This window comes from Ureibacillus sp. FSL K6-8385 (genome assembly GCF_038593155.1).
Lineage (GTDB): Bacteria > Bacillota > Bacilli > Bacillales_A > Planococcaceae > Ureibacillus > Ureibacillus terrenus.
Genome location: NZ_CP151968.1, coordinates 2,197,501 through 2,210,725, shown reverse-complemented (window position 1 = coordinate 2,210,725; position 13,225 = coordinate 2,197,501). Strand labels below are relative to the sequence as shown.

General features: G+C 42.4%; 14 protein-coding genes (1 of these 14 cut by a window edge). 6 read left to right on the top strand and 8 right to left on the bottom strand.

Features of this window, described 5'->3' with window-relative positions; all coding sequences use genetic code 11:
- Positions 1 to 34: 34 nt before the first annotated feature.
- The 4 genes from cysK to NST62_RS10970 form a co-directional block, all read right to left on the bottom strand.
- Entirely contained in the window at positions 35 to 955 is a 921-nt protein-coding gene (gene cysK / locus NST62_RS10985) for a cysteine synthase A (protein ID WP_141601807.1), read from the bottom strand.
- A 103-nt stretch (positions 956 to 1,058) separates the two neighbouring features.
- On the bottom strand, positions 1,059 to 2,069 hold the full coding sequence (locus NST62_RS10980) for an aliphatic sulfonate ABC transporter substrate-binding protein (RefSeq protein WP_141601806.1): 1,011 nt from the start codon (positions 2,067 to 2,069) through the stop codon (positions 1,059 to 1,061).
- Positions 2,070 to 2,083: 14 nt separating this feature from the next.
- Positions 2,084 to 2,869: an ABC transporter permease subunit gene (locus NST62_RS10975; RefSeq protein WP_141601805.1), complete on the bottom strand. Its 786-nt coding sequence runs from the start codon at positions 2,867 to 2,869 to the stop codon at positions 2,084 to 2,086.
- Positions 2,802 to 3,650, bottom strand: coding sequence for an ABC transporter ATP-binding protein (locus NST62_RS10970; RefSeq protein ID WP_141601804.1), 849 nt, complete (start codon positions 3,648 to 3,650; stop codon positions 2,802 to 2,804). Before NST62_RS10970 ends, NST62_RS10975 begins: the two co-directional genes overlap by 68 nt.
- 151 nt (positions 3,651 to 3,801) lie before the next feature.
- On the opposite strand from NST62_RS10970, the gene NST62_RS10965 reads away from it, so the two are divergent.
- Positions 3,802 to 4,404 (top strand): Crp/Fnr family transcriptional regulator, encoded by a 603-nt coding sequence (locus NST62_RS10965; RefSeq protein WP_181733199.1) that lies wholly within the window; start codon positions 3,802 to 3,804, stop codon positions 4,402 to 4,404.
- Positions 4,405 to 4,481: 77 nt separating this feature from the next.
- Here NST62_RS10965 and NST62_RS10960 read toward each other — a convergent pair whose 3' ends face one another.
- Positions 4,482 to 5,651, bottom strand: a complete 1,170-nt coding sequence (locus NST62_RS10960) for a glycosyltransferase (RefSeq protein WP_141601802.1) — start codon at positions 5,649 to 5,651, stop codon at positions 4,482 to 4,484.
- A gap of 168 nt (positions 5,652 to 5,819) precedes the next feature.
- On the opposite strand from NST62_RS10960, the gene wecB reads away from it, so the two are divergent.
- Positions 5,820 to 6,917, top strand: a complete 1,098-nt coding sequence (gene wecB / locus NST62_RS10955; RefSeq protein WP_141601801.1) for a UDP-N-acetylglucosamine 2-epimerase (non-hydrolyzing) — start codon at positions 5,820 to 5,822, stop codon at positions 6,915 to 6,917.
- 115 nt (positions 6,918 to 7,032) lie between these two features.
- On the opposite strand, the gene NST62_RS10950 is transcribed toward wecB, so the two are convergent.
- Positions 7,033 to 8,124 (bottom strand): aromatic acid exporter family protein, encoded by a 1,092-nt coding sequence (locus NST62_RS10950; protein WP_328215889.1) that lies wholly within the window; start codon positions 8,122 to 8,124, stop codon positions 7,033 to 7,035.
- Positions 8,125 to 8,313: 189 nt separating this feature from the next.
- Positions 8,314 to 9,603 carry a glutamate-1-semialdehyde 2,1-aminomutase gene (locus NST62_RS10945; RefSeq protein ID WP_141601799.1) on the bottom strand — a complete coding sequence of 430 codons (1,290 nt, stop codon included), beginning with the start codon at positions 9,601 to 9,603 and terminating at the stop codon, positions 8,314 to 8,316.
- Between the two features lie 118 nt (positions 9,604 to 9,721).
- Between NST62_RS10945 and bcp the strand changes: the two genes are divergently transcribed.
- From bcp to perR, 3 genes are all read left to right on the top strand, one after another.
- Positions 9,722 to 10,198 carry a thioredoxin-dependent thiol peroxidase gene (bcp, locus tag NST62_RS10940; RefSeq protein ID WP_141601798.1) on the top strand — a complete coding sequence of 159 codons (477 nt, stop codon included), beginning with the start codon at positions 9,722 to 9,724 and terminating at the stop codon, positions 10,196 to 10,198.
- A 5-nt stretch (positions 10,199 to 10,203) separates the two neighbouring features.
- Positions 10,204 to 11,148: a D-2-hydroxyacid dehydrogenase gene (locus NST62_RS10935; RefSeq protein ID WP_141601797.1), complete on the top strand. Its 945-nt coding sequence runs from the start codon at positions 10,204 to 10,206 to the stop codon at positions 11,146 to 11,148.
- A gap of 193 nt (positions 11,149 to 11,341) precedes the next feature.
- The gene (gene perR, locus NST62_RS10930; RefSeq protein WP_181733198.1) at positions 11,342 to 11,794 is read left to right on the top strand and encodes a peroxide-responsive transcriptional repressor PerR; all 453 of its coding nucleotides are present in this window, start codon (positions 11,342 to 11,344) and stop codon (positions 11,792 to 11,794) included.
- 174 nt (positions 11,795 to 11,968) lie between these two features.
- On the opposite strand, the gene NST62_RS10925 is transcribed toward perR, so the two are convergent.
- Complete coding sequence (locus NST62_RS10925) at positions 11,969 to 12,337, bottom strand: YgzB family protein (protein ID WP_141601795.1); 369 nt, start codon at positions 12,335 to 12,337, stop codon at positions 11,969 to 11,971.
- Between the two features lie 131 nt (positions 12,338 to 12,468).
- On the opposite strand from NST62_RS10925, the gene NST62_RS10920 reads away from it, so the two are divergent.
- Positions 12,469 to 13,225, top strand: partial view of a nucleotidyltransferase-like protein gene (locus NST62_RS10920; protein ID WP_141601794.1) — the 5' portion only. Its footprint extends 137 nt past the window's final position; the window shows 757 of its 894 coding nt (coding positions 1-757); the start codon lies at positions 12,469 to 12,471; the stop codon falls past the right edge of the window.

Here is a 13,225-nt window from a genome sequence, read left to right as displayed (position 1 = left end):
AAGCGCCGTGCCTTCGAAAGTGCACGGCGCTTTTTTATTCAAATAAATCCGATGATAGATAACGTTCTCCCGTATCAGGAGCGAGGCATAAAACGTTTGCCGATTTTGGAAGTTCTTTGGCGATTTGGATGGCATAATAAGCAGAGGCGGCTCCGGATGCACCGACAAGAATCCCTTCTTCGCGGGCAAGGCGTCTTGCAGTCATTTGGGCATCTTCGTCTTTGATATGAAGGATTTGATTGTAAATCACGGTATTTAAAATTTTGGGAATAAACCCCGGGCCTGTCCCCGGAATTTTGTGTGGTCCCGGCTGTCCGCCAGCAAGTACGGGGGATCCGGCAGGTTCGACAACATAAATTTTCAAATCGGGCAAAGCCTTTTTCAATTCTTCCCCGGTGCCTGTAATCGTACCTCCCGTTCCTGCGGTTAACACAAAAGCATCCAAATTCTTTCCGAAAGCATTCAGAATTTCAACGGCCGTCGTATTCCGGTGGGCATCGGGGTTTGCTTCGTTTTCGAATTGAAGCGGAATAAAATGGTCCGGTATCTTTTCCGCCAAGCGGTAAGCTTCGTCGATGGCACCTTGCATCCGCAGATGGCTTGGTGTCAAATATACTTCAGCGCCATAAGCCCGCATCAATTGAATGCGTTCTTTTGTGGCATTGTCAGGCATCGTAATGATGCAGCGATAACCCCTTTGGGCGCACACCATGGCCAGACCGATGCCGGTATTTCCGGAAGTCGGTTCTATTACAGTACTTTTCCCGGGAATTAATTTTCCCTCCTGTTCGGCCCGAAGAATCATATTGTAGGCGGCACGGTCTTTCACGCTTCCGCCTGGATTAAAGGATTCCAGTTTCATGTAGACATTTGCGCCTTCCGGGGAAGGCAGTTTGTTTAATTTCACAATCGGCGTATTGCCTATCAGTTCTGTGATGGAGTGATAGAGTTTCATAATGAACGTCCCTTCAGAAAAAAGTCAATATTTTTAATGAAGAAAGGCAGCTTTTCCAATCGCTCATTTTTTAGTATTGAGCCTTGGAAAAGTGCCCGCCGTTTTATTGCTCATTCAATACTTCTTCCAAATAAGAAAGGTTGACAAGCCCTTCAACTTTATCGGAGTTAATATATCCGGCCTCTTTTGAAATCTTCGCCATTTCTTTGATTACCTCTTCATTTACATCCGTTGTCGCTTTCAAGCGTCCGAACGCTTTCGTCACTTCTTCTTTGGAAAGCTCTTTTCCCGTGATTTTTTTAATATGATCCAGGAACAGCTGGATTGCTTCTTCCGGGTTTTCGTTGATAAAGTTAATTGCCTGGATATGGGCTTTTAGATATTTTTTCGTCAACTCGGGATTCGCGGAAGTGAATTTAGTTTGGGCAACCACTACTGTATTAGTGGATTCGCTGCCCCAGGCAAATTCGTTCTCATCCAACAATAATTTTGCGCCTGCGGCAGTCTCAATGTTTACGCCCCATGGCTCCTGGGTCGCCGCTCCGTCGATTTCCCCTTTTAGGATTAATGCGGCTGTATCAGCGGGAGCCTGTTTTACTTTCGTAACTTTCTTCACATCGACGCCCGCATCTTTTAAAGACTTGATTAATCCCACATCTTGCGTGCTGCCGAATGTAGGGATGGCAATCTTTTTGCCCTCCAAATCTTTTACGGAATTGATATCGGCATCTTTTGCGACAACCAGAACGGCTCCACCGTTCACCGCACCGGAAATGATTTCGTGTTTCGGATTTTTAATATATGTGTTTAAAGCGGGAGTAGGCCCGACTGTACCGATGTCGATGGCATCTGTTGACATGGCTTCCATAAATGAGGAACCGTCGTTGAATGTATGTGTCTTAATGTTCACATCGCCGAATTGTTCTTTAAAATACCCTTTTTCCAATGCCACGATTGTGGCAATATGTGTCATGTTCGGGAAATAGCCGATGCGGATTTCCTTGGCTTCTTCTCCGGAAGCCCCTTCTTCTTTTTTGCCGGCGTCCTGATTGCCGCATGCAGAAAGTACAAGCGCAAATAAAGTCAAGATTGCAAATAATAGTCGTTTTTTCATTTTATTCATCTCCTCTATGTTGTTGATATGCCCCATTTTCGGAATACAAATTTTTCAAGGCGGACAAATACAAAATTATCGATTAAAGAACCGATAATTCCAATAATGATCATGATACTGAAAATCAAATCCATGGCCTGGATGGAACGGCCCAGGTCAAGCAATGTTCCGAGGCCGTCGCCGCCTCCTCCAAGCAATTCCCCTGCCAGGACGGCGCGCCATGTAAGGGCCCAGGCAATCCGGAGCCCCGCAATTAATTGAGGCACAGAAGCTTTGAAAATAACCGTCCGGAACAGGTGCCATCCTGAAGATCCCATCGTTTTGGCAACTCGAATCAACAGAGGATTTACCCCTTTAAAGGCGGCGCTGGACGTGATGGTGACAGAGATGGCCGCTCCCAAAATCACAATGAACAGAACAGAGCCGACCCCTAAGCCGAACCACAAAATGGCCAACGGCAGCCAAACGATATTCGGGATGGCCTGCAAACTTGCCACAAAAAATCCCAGTGTATCATCGACAATCTTAAATTTATAAATTAAAAATCCCAATAATAGCCCGATTGCCACAGCAATCACAAAACCGATAACAAGCCTTAGCAAAGAGGCGCCCGTTGCTTCTAGCAACTGCCCCGAAACAATTCCGTCAATGAAAGTTTTTAAGATTGTGACACCGCCCTGTTCATTCGGGATAAACAGAGGCGGCCACATGAAAGCGGGAAATAGCTGTAATTTAGATATCACTTCCCAGATTATTATGAGGATCAATATAAACGCGATCCTTCTTAAGTGCGTAATCACTGCCCAATTCCTCCTTCAGCACCTTTTCCATTTCTTGCTCCAACTCTGATAAAATACGGTTTTCCAAATAGTTTAAAATGCTGTCGGATGAATTGCGCGGTCTTGCGGCCTGTACAGGAAATATGTTTTTTATGCCGCCCGGCCGTGTTTTCATTAATACAACCCGGTCTGACAGAACGAGAGCTTCTCTGATGTTGTGGGTAACAAAAATAATGGTTTTTCCCGTTTCTCTCCATAATGTTTCCAGTTCTTGATGCAGGACCATGCGCGTCTGTTCATCCAATGCAGCAAAAGGCTCGTCCATTAATAATATTTCCGGGTCCATTACCAGTGCCCGGGCAATGGCAACCCGCTGCTTCATGCCTCCGGATAATTCGTGGGGGCTTCTGTCGGCAAATTTTCCGAGGTGCACTTTTTGCAACCAAACCATGGCCCGTTCTTTTGCTTCCTCTTTCGGGACTTTTTTTATAAGCAACCCATACATGACGTTTTCAAGCACCGTCATCCATGGGAAAAGCCCCGATTCCTGGAATACGACGATCCGGTCGTTTCCAGGTCCGGTGATCGGGTTGCCATTTACGAGGACCTTCCCTGATGTTTCTTTTTCCAGTCCCGCAATAATGTTCAATAATGTGGATTTCCCGCATCCGGAAGGGCCGAGCAAGGAAATGAATTCCCCCCGTTTTATAGATAATGAAACATCTTCCAATGTAACTGTCTCGGAACGGTTATTCTTTGGGAAAGATTTGTTTACGTTCTCTAAAAGAATGTGTTCGTCCATTTTCATTCACCTTATTTCTTATAAAACAAACTAATTTAATAGGTATTTAACAGATAAAAGAATTGTAAAAATAATTGAAAATAATTTCTGTCACTTTTGTTACAAATAATAAAAATTTTTTATATAATCGGAATAAATGGGGGGGAGAATCATGGATGACAAAATGAAAAAAATCGCAGAAATTGGAGAAATTATTGTTGCCAAAAGAGGGGAAACCGTTTTTCAGATCGGGCAGAAGATTGATTCATTTTTTTATATACAAAAAGGTATCGTGAAAATCGCTGCAGATTCTTCTGATGGAAGGACGGCCACCGTTTCGTTGAATGAAGCCGGTGAATTTTTTGGATATTTGGATTATTTAAAGGGCCAGAGGGAATTTACAAATTATGCCGTTGCTCTATCGGAATGCGTGCTATATTCGATTCCTATAGATTGGATACATAATTCCCTGGTAAGGGAAAACTTTATCTTTTTTTCGATGGTGCAACAATTGGATAAAGCGGGGCAATTAAAGTTTGTGCTCTCCACGATGAGCGTTCCCGAACGTCTGCGATGGCTGCTGATCAGAATGGCCAAAAAAACGAAAGGGGAAGTTTTGCTGATTGAGACCCCTTTGACCCATGAGGAAATGGCGAACTACCTCGGCTGCAGCAGGCAAAAAGTCAGTCTTTTTTTAAGCAAGTGGAAAAAGGACGGGGCCCTTTCATACGAAAACGGAGCAATCAAAATTTTGGATGAAGAAAAGATGATATAAGGAAGGGTTATTTTTCATTATTAATGACGGGCTGCACAACATATGAAATTGCAGCCCGTTATTGTTATTGTCCAAGCTCATTTTAAGCTGTTATACACTTCTGCCAAGCGTTCCTCCATCTTTTCCCAGCAATAAATATCCCTCATCGCTTGTCTTGCGTTTTCACTCATTTGTCTGAGCAATTTGCGGTTTGCATGCAGCCGGTAAAACTCTTTAAAATAATCTGCCGGAGACGGATTAGTTTTGTTAATGACAATGCCGCATTGATGTTTTTCTATGAATCTTTTCATGTCAATCGACTGATTGACGACTACGGGAATTCCGTTATTCAGATAGCTGAAAAATTTGTTGGGCATGGCATATTTCCGATTGGCCGCACTTATATCGAAATAAATATATCCGGCATGAACTTTGCTTAATTCCTTTGGCAGGTCATGATAGTCAATCCATTTGCAATTGATGTAGGGATGCTTTTCGATGGCATTTTTTTCTTTTAATCCCGGGTAAACATATCCAAAAATTTCAAAGCGGAAATTTTTAATCGCCTTTTTGCAAAGGTTTGCAATATTGATGATTTTTCTCGGATCCCCCTTTTGGTACGTAACGACCCCTTCGTAGGCAACGACAAAGGAGTTGCTGAAGTAATGATCTTTTGAAGTCAAGTCTTCTTGAAAGTTGGGGGAGTTATAGATGACCGTTGCAGGGACATTCGGGTACCTTTTTTGATAGATCTCTTTAATAGAATCCGATACGGTAATGAGATGGTCGACCTCTTTCATCAGTAATGACATTAATTTGCTGTTGGCTTCAAGTTCATGGGCATCAAAGATGACCTTTACCTTTTTCCCTTTCTTCCTGAGCGTTCTTTTGATCTGCACCGCATCATACAAAGCATGCAGTTCGTGAGCATGATAAATGTCGGCGTTTGTGGATAGCGCCTTTTGATACAATTTATCGACGAAATAATTTTGAGTGTTTTTTTCCAAAGCTTTGATCATCTGATTGACGGAGAACTGATTGACAGTCCCTATATCATAAGTCAGAAAGTTGATATTTTGGTATACGAACTTCGCATTTTTAAAAGCGGAATCCGAAACAGGTTTTCTGTCCGGTCCAAAAACTTTGCCGTTTTTTTTCCCGGCCACAATGGTTACATCATAACCCAATTTTTTCAAACTGATCGCTTCTTTCTCAAAGACTCTGACATCTTTGAAAGAATGTCTTCTGATTAACTTGCACACCTTCATTTTCGATTCCTCCAAAAATTAATTCAGTTCCGCTATTTTATGCTATGTCTTCGCTTCAGAATGAACCGATTCATTTCCCCATTCTTCCGATAATTAAATAGATTGTAACGGTTTTGGCCGCTAGACATAAAATAGTTTACGACCTTCTTTTTGAAAGGCGGATGTGAGTTGAAGCTGATTACCATCGTAGGTGCACGGCCGCAGTTCATTAAAGCTGCCCCTTTTTCGGATGTATTCCGCAGGCGGCATGTTGAAATCATGATTCATACCGGGCAGCATTACGATCAAAATATGTCGGATATTTTTTTTCGGGAGCTTTCAATCCCGAAACCCGATTATTGTTTGGGGGTAGGTTCCGGCAGCCATGGTGCCCAGACGGGAAGGATGCTGGAAAAGATTGAACAGGTCCTTTTGAATGAAAAGCCGGATGGTGTGCTTGTATATGGCGATACCAATTCCACATTGGCGGGGGCGTTGGCTGCCGGAAAATTGCATATTCCAATTTTTCACGTCGAAGCGGGATTAAGAAGCTACAATAAGAGAATGCCGGAAGAACAGAACCGGATACTCACGGATCATTTGTCGGACCTGTTATTCTGTCCGACGAAAACCGCCGTGGAGAATTTGAAAAAAGAGGGGATTACAGAAGGTGTCCTTTTGACAGGGGATATTATGGTGGATGCCGTCAACCGTTTTAGCAGCATTTCGAATCGATTTTATTCAAATGGTGTTTGGCTGGATGTGTTGAAAGCCGAAAATCCATCCATTCCATCTCTAAAAGAAAAAGAGTATTATTTGGCGACGGTCCATCGCGCTGAAAACACGGATGATCTTAAGAAATTGGAAACCATTTTTGCCGCTTTTGAGAAACTGGATAAACCTGTACTGGTTCCGCTGCATCCAAGAACAAAAAAATCCGTTGACAAACTGGACATCTCTTTTAAAAACACCATCGTCATAAAACCGGTGGGATATTTATTAATGCTGTACTTGACCAAAAATGCCCATATGGTAGTTACCGATTCCGGAGGCCTTCAAAAGGAAGCTTTTTTATTACAGACGCCTTGCACGACTTTGAGGGACCAAACGGAATGGGTGGAGACTTTGGAAAATGGATGGAATTGTTTATGTCCCATCCATATTCAAGCAATCATTGAAACAACATCAAGAAAACTGGATTGCCTTAATTGTCCCCGGCCGCAAGTATTTGGCGACGGGAATGCGGCCCATCGTATATGTGAAGCGATAATCAAAAATTCTTCCTGATCCCTAGGCTTTGCGGTTTCAGTTCAGGCAAGTCGTGCCACCCGCCCTTCATGTTCAAACGGCAAAAAAAAAAAGCGAAGAAAAGACTCCTTCGCTCTTTTGTTAAAGTTCCCCATTAATATACCGTTTCTTCCAAATCAACATTTCGGTCTTTGCTGTGGTAGTTGCGGAAAGAAACAATCAATGTATCAAGGTGCTCCAAGTTTTCCTCGTAATCCAGGATTCGGGAGAAAATATAGAACAAATGGTAGCTGGAAAATTCCTCTTCTCCTTCCCGCCGCTTTTCGATGGCGATTTGTTCGATCAATTTTTCCATGACTTCTGAACGGTTTAAATGGTTTTTATCCACGGACCATTTTGAATGTTCCGGGCGGAGTTTTCCTGTATATTTCAACAATAGCTGCTCGTGGTATGTCAACAAGAAGTCCAGCCGCTTTTGCAGCATCGTTTGGAATGTTTCGGGCAAGCGGGCGATTTCGTTTTCATGCTTATGAAGCCTTGAAAGCAGTTCGAAGCTTTTTTTCGTTGTGGTAATCATTTGGCGGTATACAACGAGCTTGCGCATTTGGCTGTGCCTCTTCTTTTTGGTGTATTGCCGCTCCTCTTTGTATAAATCATACATCTTTTCAATTTCATTCAGTCTTTTTTCGAATTTATTTAAAGCGTTTTTCATTGATACATGTTCGGAAGCTCCGCGAATTGCCAGCCTCGACCAGCGGATGATATCGTCCTGCAGCGAAAGGATCGAATTGAATAATTTTACTTCATATCTCGGCGGCAGGAAGACCATATTTACGATAAACGCCGCAAACACGCCGACCATCACCGTTGCAAAACGGATGATGCTGAATACCAAAAAATCGCCGCTTTCATAGACCATGATGGCTACAAGGGTCACCAGCGCCAATGAAAGCGAAGAATTTAACTTTAGTTTCAACATGATGCCGATGACGAGAATGGCTGCGATTCCGATGGCCACAATATGATGGCCGAAAAACAGCCCGAACAAAATGGCAACGACCGCACCAATCAGGTTTCCTTGGACTTGTTCCACAATCGTCAAATAGGAGCGGTATATGGAGGGCTGAATGGCGAAAATTGCAGCGATTCCGGCAAATACGGGAGACGGGAGTTTTAATAATTCAGCCAAAAACAACGCAAAGACGATTGCAACTCCAGTTTTTAATACCCGGGCGCCTAATTGCATGGTGAAGCCCCCACTTTACGCTTTATTGGACATACAATAATCAAACCGTTCAAACTGTTTCCCAACTTAAACCTCATTTAATCAAAAGTCCCCCACAATAGTCATTTTCTGTTTAGCTCAACATTAAATTTTCCCATAAAGGAAAGGTGGAATTCCTGCTTCCGGTGAGGAATCCCACACCTTCCATAATTATTTTAATTTTGAAAAGGCATAATCCACCGCATCAATTGTTTCGAGAATATCTTCTTCTTTATGTTCGGTTGTCAAGAACCAGGCTTCATATTTGGAAGGAGCGAGGTTGATGCCTTTAGAGAGCATCAATTTAAAGAAACGCGCAAACATTTCGCCGTCGGATTGCTCCGCTTGTCTATAATTTTCCACTTTTTGGTCTGTAAAGTAAACCGTCAACGCACCTTTTATACGGTTGACAGTGACCGTAATGCCATGTCTTTCCGCGGCTTCGAGAATCCCTTTTTCAAGCATTGCCCCCAGACGGTCCATTTCTTCATAAACGCCTGGTGTTTGCAGCACTTCCAAGCAGGCAATGCCTGCAAGCATGGACGCCGGGTTGCCCGCCATTGTTCCCGCTTGGTAAGCAGGACCCAATGGAGCGACGAAATCCATAATTTCTTTTCGGCCTCCGTATGCGCCGATTGGCAGGCCGCCGCCGATAATTTTGCCCATTGCCGTTAAATCCGGGGTAAGCCCGAGCATATCCTGGGCGCCGCCATAATGGAAGCGGAAAGCGGTGATCACTTCATCATATATAACAAGGGCTCCGTATTCTTTGGCAACTTTATGGATATATTCCAAAAATCCTGGTTTTGGCATGACCATGCCAAAGTTTCCGACGATTGGCTCAACGAGAATGGCGGCAACTTCTTCTCCCCATTTTTCCATTGCAAGTTGCAAGTGTTCTGTGTCGTTATACGGAACGGTAATGACCTCGGTTGCCACCGTTTGCGGAACACCGGCTGAATCCGGTGAACCAAGGGTTGCCGGGCCGGATCCTGCAGCCACTAATACTTGGTCGAAATGTCCATGGTAGCACCCTTCAAATTTAACGATTTTTGTCCGTCCGGTAAAGGCGCGGGCTACACGGACCGTCGTCATGACCGCTTCCGTCCCTGAGTTTGTGAATCTTACTTTGTCCAACGATGGAATCGCAGCTTTTAACATCTTCGCAAACTTTACCTCGTGCTCGGTTGGTGTACCGAAAAGCACTCCAGTGTCGGCAGCCAGTTTAATGGCTTTTGCGATGTGCGGATGTCCAAAACCTGTAATAATTGGGCCGTATCCGGCAAGATAGTCGATGTAGCGGTTCCCGTCCACATCCCAAAAATATGGGCCTTTTCCTTTCGCCATGACGACAGGCGCTCCGCCGCCAACCGCTTTATAGGAGCGGGAAGGGCTGTTGACCCCCCCGACGATATGTTTTAGCGCTTCCTGGTAAATTTCTTCGGATCTTGTGTGATTCATCGTATTGCCTCCATTTTATAAATTTCAGTTTTATTTTATCCTTCTTTGGTATATTACGCCAAAGAATTTGAAACAATTTCCCTTGTCCTGTAGGATAGACAAAAGGGAGGAATTTTTTATGAGTGAAACATTAGTGAACAAACAAGCGCCAGATTTTACATTGCAAAATGAAAACGGGGAGCAGGTCAGCTTAAGTGATTTTCGTGGAAAGAAAGTCATCCTGTATTTTTACCCTAAAGATATGACGCCGGGCTGTACGACGGAGGCCTGTGATTTCCGCGACAGCTATGAGTCCTTTGCGGATTTGAATGCCGTGATATTGGGCGTGAGCGGGGATTCGGCGGAACGGCATAAAAAGTTTATTGAAAAATACGATTTGCCATTCTCGTTATTGGTGGACGAAGATCACGAAGTATGCCAAAAATACGGGGTATGGGTGTTAAAGAAGAATTACGGCAAAGAATATATGGGCATTGAACGTTCCACCTTTTTAATTGATGAAAACGGGATTGTTTTGAAGGAATGGAGAAAGGTCCGCGTCAAAAATCATATCCAGGAAGTGTTAAATTATTTGCGTGAATTGGAAGGGGAATAAGAGATATGCGGGTTTATTTCACATTTGATCCAAGACCGGATTTAAAAGAATCTTTGCTGAGGGATTTCCCGGAAGTGGATTTTGTGTTCCATAAAAAAATAGACGCAGAAGAATTGGCCAAAGCGGAAGTGATCGTAACGTACGGAGAAGATTTGGACGAAGAGAAAATCAAAATTGCCGAAAAAGTCGAATGGATTTTTGTGGCTTCGGCAGGAATTGAAAAAATGCCGGCACAGGCGATCGCCGAGAGGGGGATCATCGTCTCCAATGTGCGCGGCATACATAAAAAGCCGATGGCAGAATCGATTTTGGCCCATCTCCTGTCCATTAAAAGGGCTTTGCCGTTCATCTATAAAAATCAGCAAGAAAAAACTTGGAATCAGAAGACGAAATTATATGAATTAAATGGTTCCACCGCTTTGATTTTAGGTCCGGGAGCGATTGGCAGCGAGGTCGGCAGAATGCTCCAGGCCTTCGAAGTCTACACAATCGGGCTCAACCGGAGCGGAGAAAGCGCGCCTTACATGAATGAAACCCATACCATGGACAAGCTTGAAGAGTTGCTGCCGAAAGCGGATGTTGTCATTTCCATTTTGCCTAGCACAAAAGAAACGAGATATTTGCTGACTTACGAACATTTCGCATTGATGAAGGAAAGCTGCATTTTTATGAATTTTGGACGAGGCGACTTGGTTAAAACGGAAGATTTGATCAGGGCCCTGGAAGAAAGAAAAATTTTCCATGCGGTGCTGGATGTTTATGAAACAGAGCCGCTGCCTGCCGACTCAAAACTGTGGGATTTGGATAATGTCACGATTTCTCCGCATATTTCAAGCCGTTCTTCAAGATATTTGGAACGCAGCTTCGAAATTTTCAAACCGAGCTTAAGAAAATGGATGAAAGGCGAAAGGGATCTCGAAAATAAAATGGACATTTTAAGAGGATATTAATTTGAAGAATGGGTTTGTTTCCATGTAAAAAAATCTTCACAATTAATATATTGAATGCAGGAAATGTTTTTTGAGAGAATTATATTATTGCATATTGCTTTAAATATGTCTGAAAGTTGACGATTATTAAATAATTGGGTACACTATTTATAACAATTATAAAATGATAATGATTGGAAAGAGGTGCATGACGATGTCAGAAGTGCATCTAAAAAATGCTCTAGACACGTTAAAGGCAACAGGCGTAAGAATTACCCCACAACGTCATGCTATTTTGGAATATTTAATTAATTCAATGTCACATCCAACAGCTGATGAAATATATAAATCTTTGGAAGGCAAATTTCCAAACATGAGTGTTGCGACTGTATATAACAACTTGCGCGTATTTCGCGAAGCTGGTTTAGTGAAGGAGTTAACCTACGGCGATGCGGCAAGCCGTTTTGATTTCGTAACGAACGATCATTACCATATGATTTGCGAAAAGTGCGGCAAAATTACAGATTTCCACTATCCAGCTTTAAAAGAGGTCGAGCAATTTGCATCTCATGTTACCGGATATAAAGTTAATTCTCACCGCCTTGAAGTTTACGGAACTTGCCCTGACTGTCTAGAACAAGAACAAAAAAATAAACAAGTGCTATAATAAAAACCCAAGTAACGTATGTTGCTGGGTTTTTTTGTATGTATAAAGGCTTATGTCGAAAGCAGTATGGATTTCAGCTGCCGTCTTTGATAACCTTAAGTGCAGGTATCGGGGTTCAGGGATATAATTCCGGGAACCTATAAATAATATGAGTAGGAAAAATCGTTTTCCTACTCATATTTTTTGATTATTATTCTTCAATTTCCTGTTGTATTCTTCACTGAATTCTTTTCCTTCCAAATTCGGATCTAAAGTCAATGGCTCATTGCAATGCATGCACATATCTACCCGGCCCAACATTTTTGTCTGTTTTCCGCAATTTGGGCAAATCACTTTTACTGCCCGGGTGGACAACATGCCGATCCAAAGATAAACAATGGTGCTGGCAATGATGCATAATAATCCTAATCCCATAAAAATCAGCACAAGGACAACATTATTTTTGAAAAAAACGGCACCATACATGACAATAAATCCGACAAAAATTAATGCAAGTGCGAAGGAACGAATTTTATTAATTTTGCTGGTATATTTCTTTTTCATGAAAGCGCCCTCCTAATCTTGATATTAATATAACATAGACATGGGCAATGAGAAATAAAAAGAAAAAAAGAAGGATTCTTTTTTCCGGTGTCGAAAGAGAATATCGGAATTGGTGAATAGGAGGACTATACATGGACTATATTTTGCGTTCCATATATCAAGAACGTGCAAGCCAACCGGAGACTTTGGGGGTTATACTTGTCAATAAAAGGGAAGATCAAATCAATTTAACAGACACATTCGATACTATTTTGCTAATCATAGTCAAAGAGGCCGAATTGCCGATTTTTACAAAGCATTATTGCTATGAGGATCAAAAAGTGGCCATGCATATTATTACCGAACAATTATTGAATAAGTGGATTTATATAGGAAAAAACCGCAGGATTGTGGACTGGGTTTTTCATGGAAAAGTTTTGTTTGAGCGAAATGAATATCTGACAAACTTGAAGAAGACATTGGAAGATTTCTCGTTTTATGGAAGAAAGATTAAAGCGGGCGTGCAATTTGCGAAATTATTAAGAAGCTATACCGAAGGAAAAGAGTTTTTTCAGCGGGGCGATCATTTAGATGCATATCTTCATGTAGTAAAATCCCTTCAATACTTGGCCAGATTGTCAATCATCGAAAGCGGTTTATACCCTGAAGTAACGGTCTGGTCACAAGTGAAGAAAATAGAACCATCCATTTACAAATTATACGAAGAGCTGGTAACAAGCAGGGAAACCCTTGAGAAAAGATTGGAACTGCTGTTTCTTGCGATTGAATTTTCCATGAATTCCAAAATCCAATCATGTTCTCAGCATATAATGGAAGTCTTGCAATCAAAAGAGCTTTGGACGATTCAGGATTTACATAACCATCATGAACTTAAATATTATTCAGTAG

Excerpts from the sequence above, each read along its gene's own strand:
- NST62_RS10935 (WP_141601797.1), top strand. The coding sequence starts at position 10,204 with ATGCGGGTTTATTTCACATTTGATCCAAGACCGGATTTAAAAGAATCT.
- NST62_RS10945 (WP_141601799.1), bottom strand. The coding sequence starts at position 9,603 with ATGAATCACACAAGATCCGAAGAAATTTACCAGGAAGCGCTAAAACAT.
- NST62_RS10950 (WP_328215889.1), bottom strand. The coding sequence starts at position 8,124 with ATGCAATTAGGCGCCCGGGTATTAAAAACTGGAGTTGCAATCGTCTTT.
- NST62_RS10980 (WP_141601806.1), bottom strand. The coding sequence starts at position 2,069 with ATGAAAAAACGACTATTATTTGCAATCTTGACTTTATTTGCGCTTGTA.
- perR (WP_181733198.1), top strand. The coding sequence starts at position 11,342 with ATGTCAGAAGTGCATCTAAAAAATGCTCTAGACACGTTAAAGGCAACA.
- NST62_RS10965 (WP_181733199.1), top strand. The coding sequence starts at position 3,802 with ATGGATGACAAAATGAAAAAAATCGCAGAAATTGGAGAAATTATTGTT.
- NST62_RS10960 (WP_141601802.1), bottom strand. The coding sequence starts at position 5,651 with ATGAAGGTGTGCAAGTTAATCAGAAGACATTCTTTCAAAGATGTCAGA.
- bcp (WP_141601798.1), top strand. The coding sequence starts at position 9,722 with ATGAGTGAAACATTAGTGAACAAACAAGCGCCAGATTTTACATTGCAA.
- NST62_RS10925 (WP_141601795.1), bottom strand. The coding sequence starts at position 12,337 with ATGAAAAAGAAATATACCAGCAAAATTAATAAAATTCGTTCCTTCGCA.
- NST62_RS10970 (WP_141601804.1), bottom strand. The coding sequence starts at position 3,650 with ATGGACGAACACATTCTTTTAGAGAACGTAAACAAATCTTTCCCAAAG.
- cysK (WP_141601807.1), bottom strand. The coding sequence starts at position 955 with ATGAAACTCTATCACTCCATCACAGAACTGATAGGCAATACGCCGATT.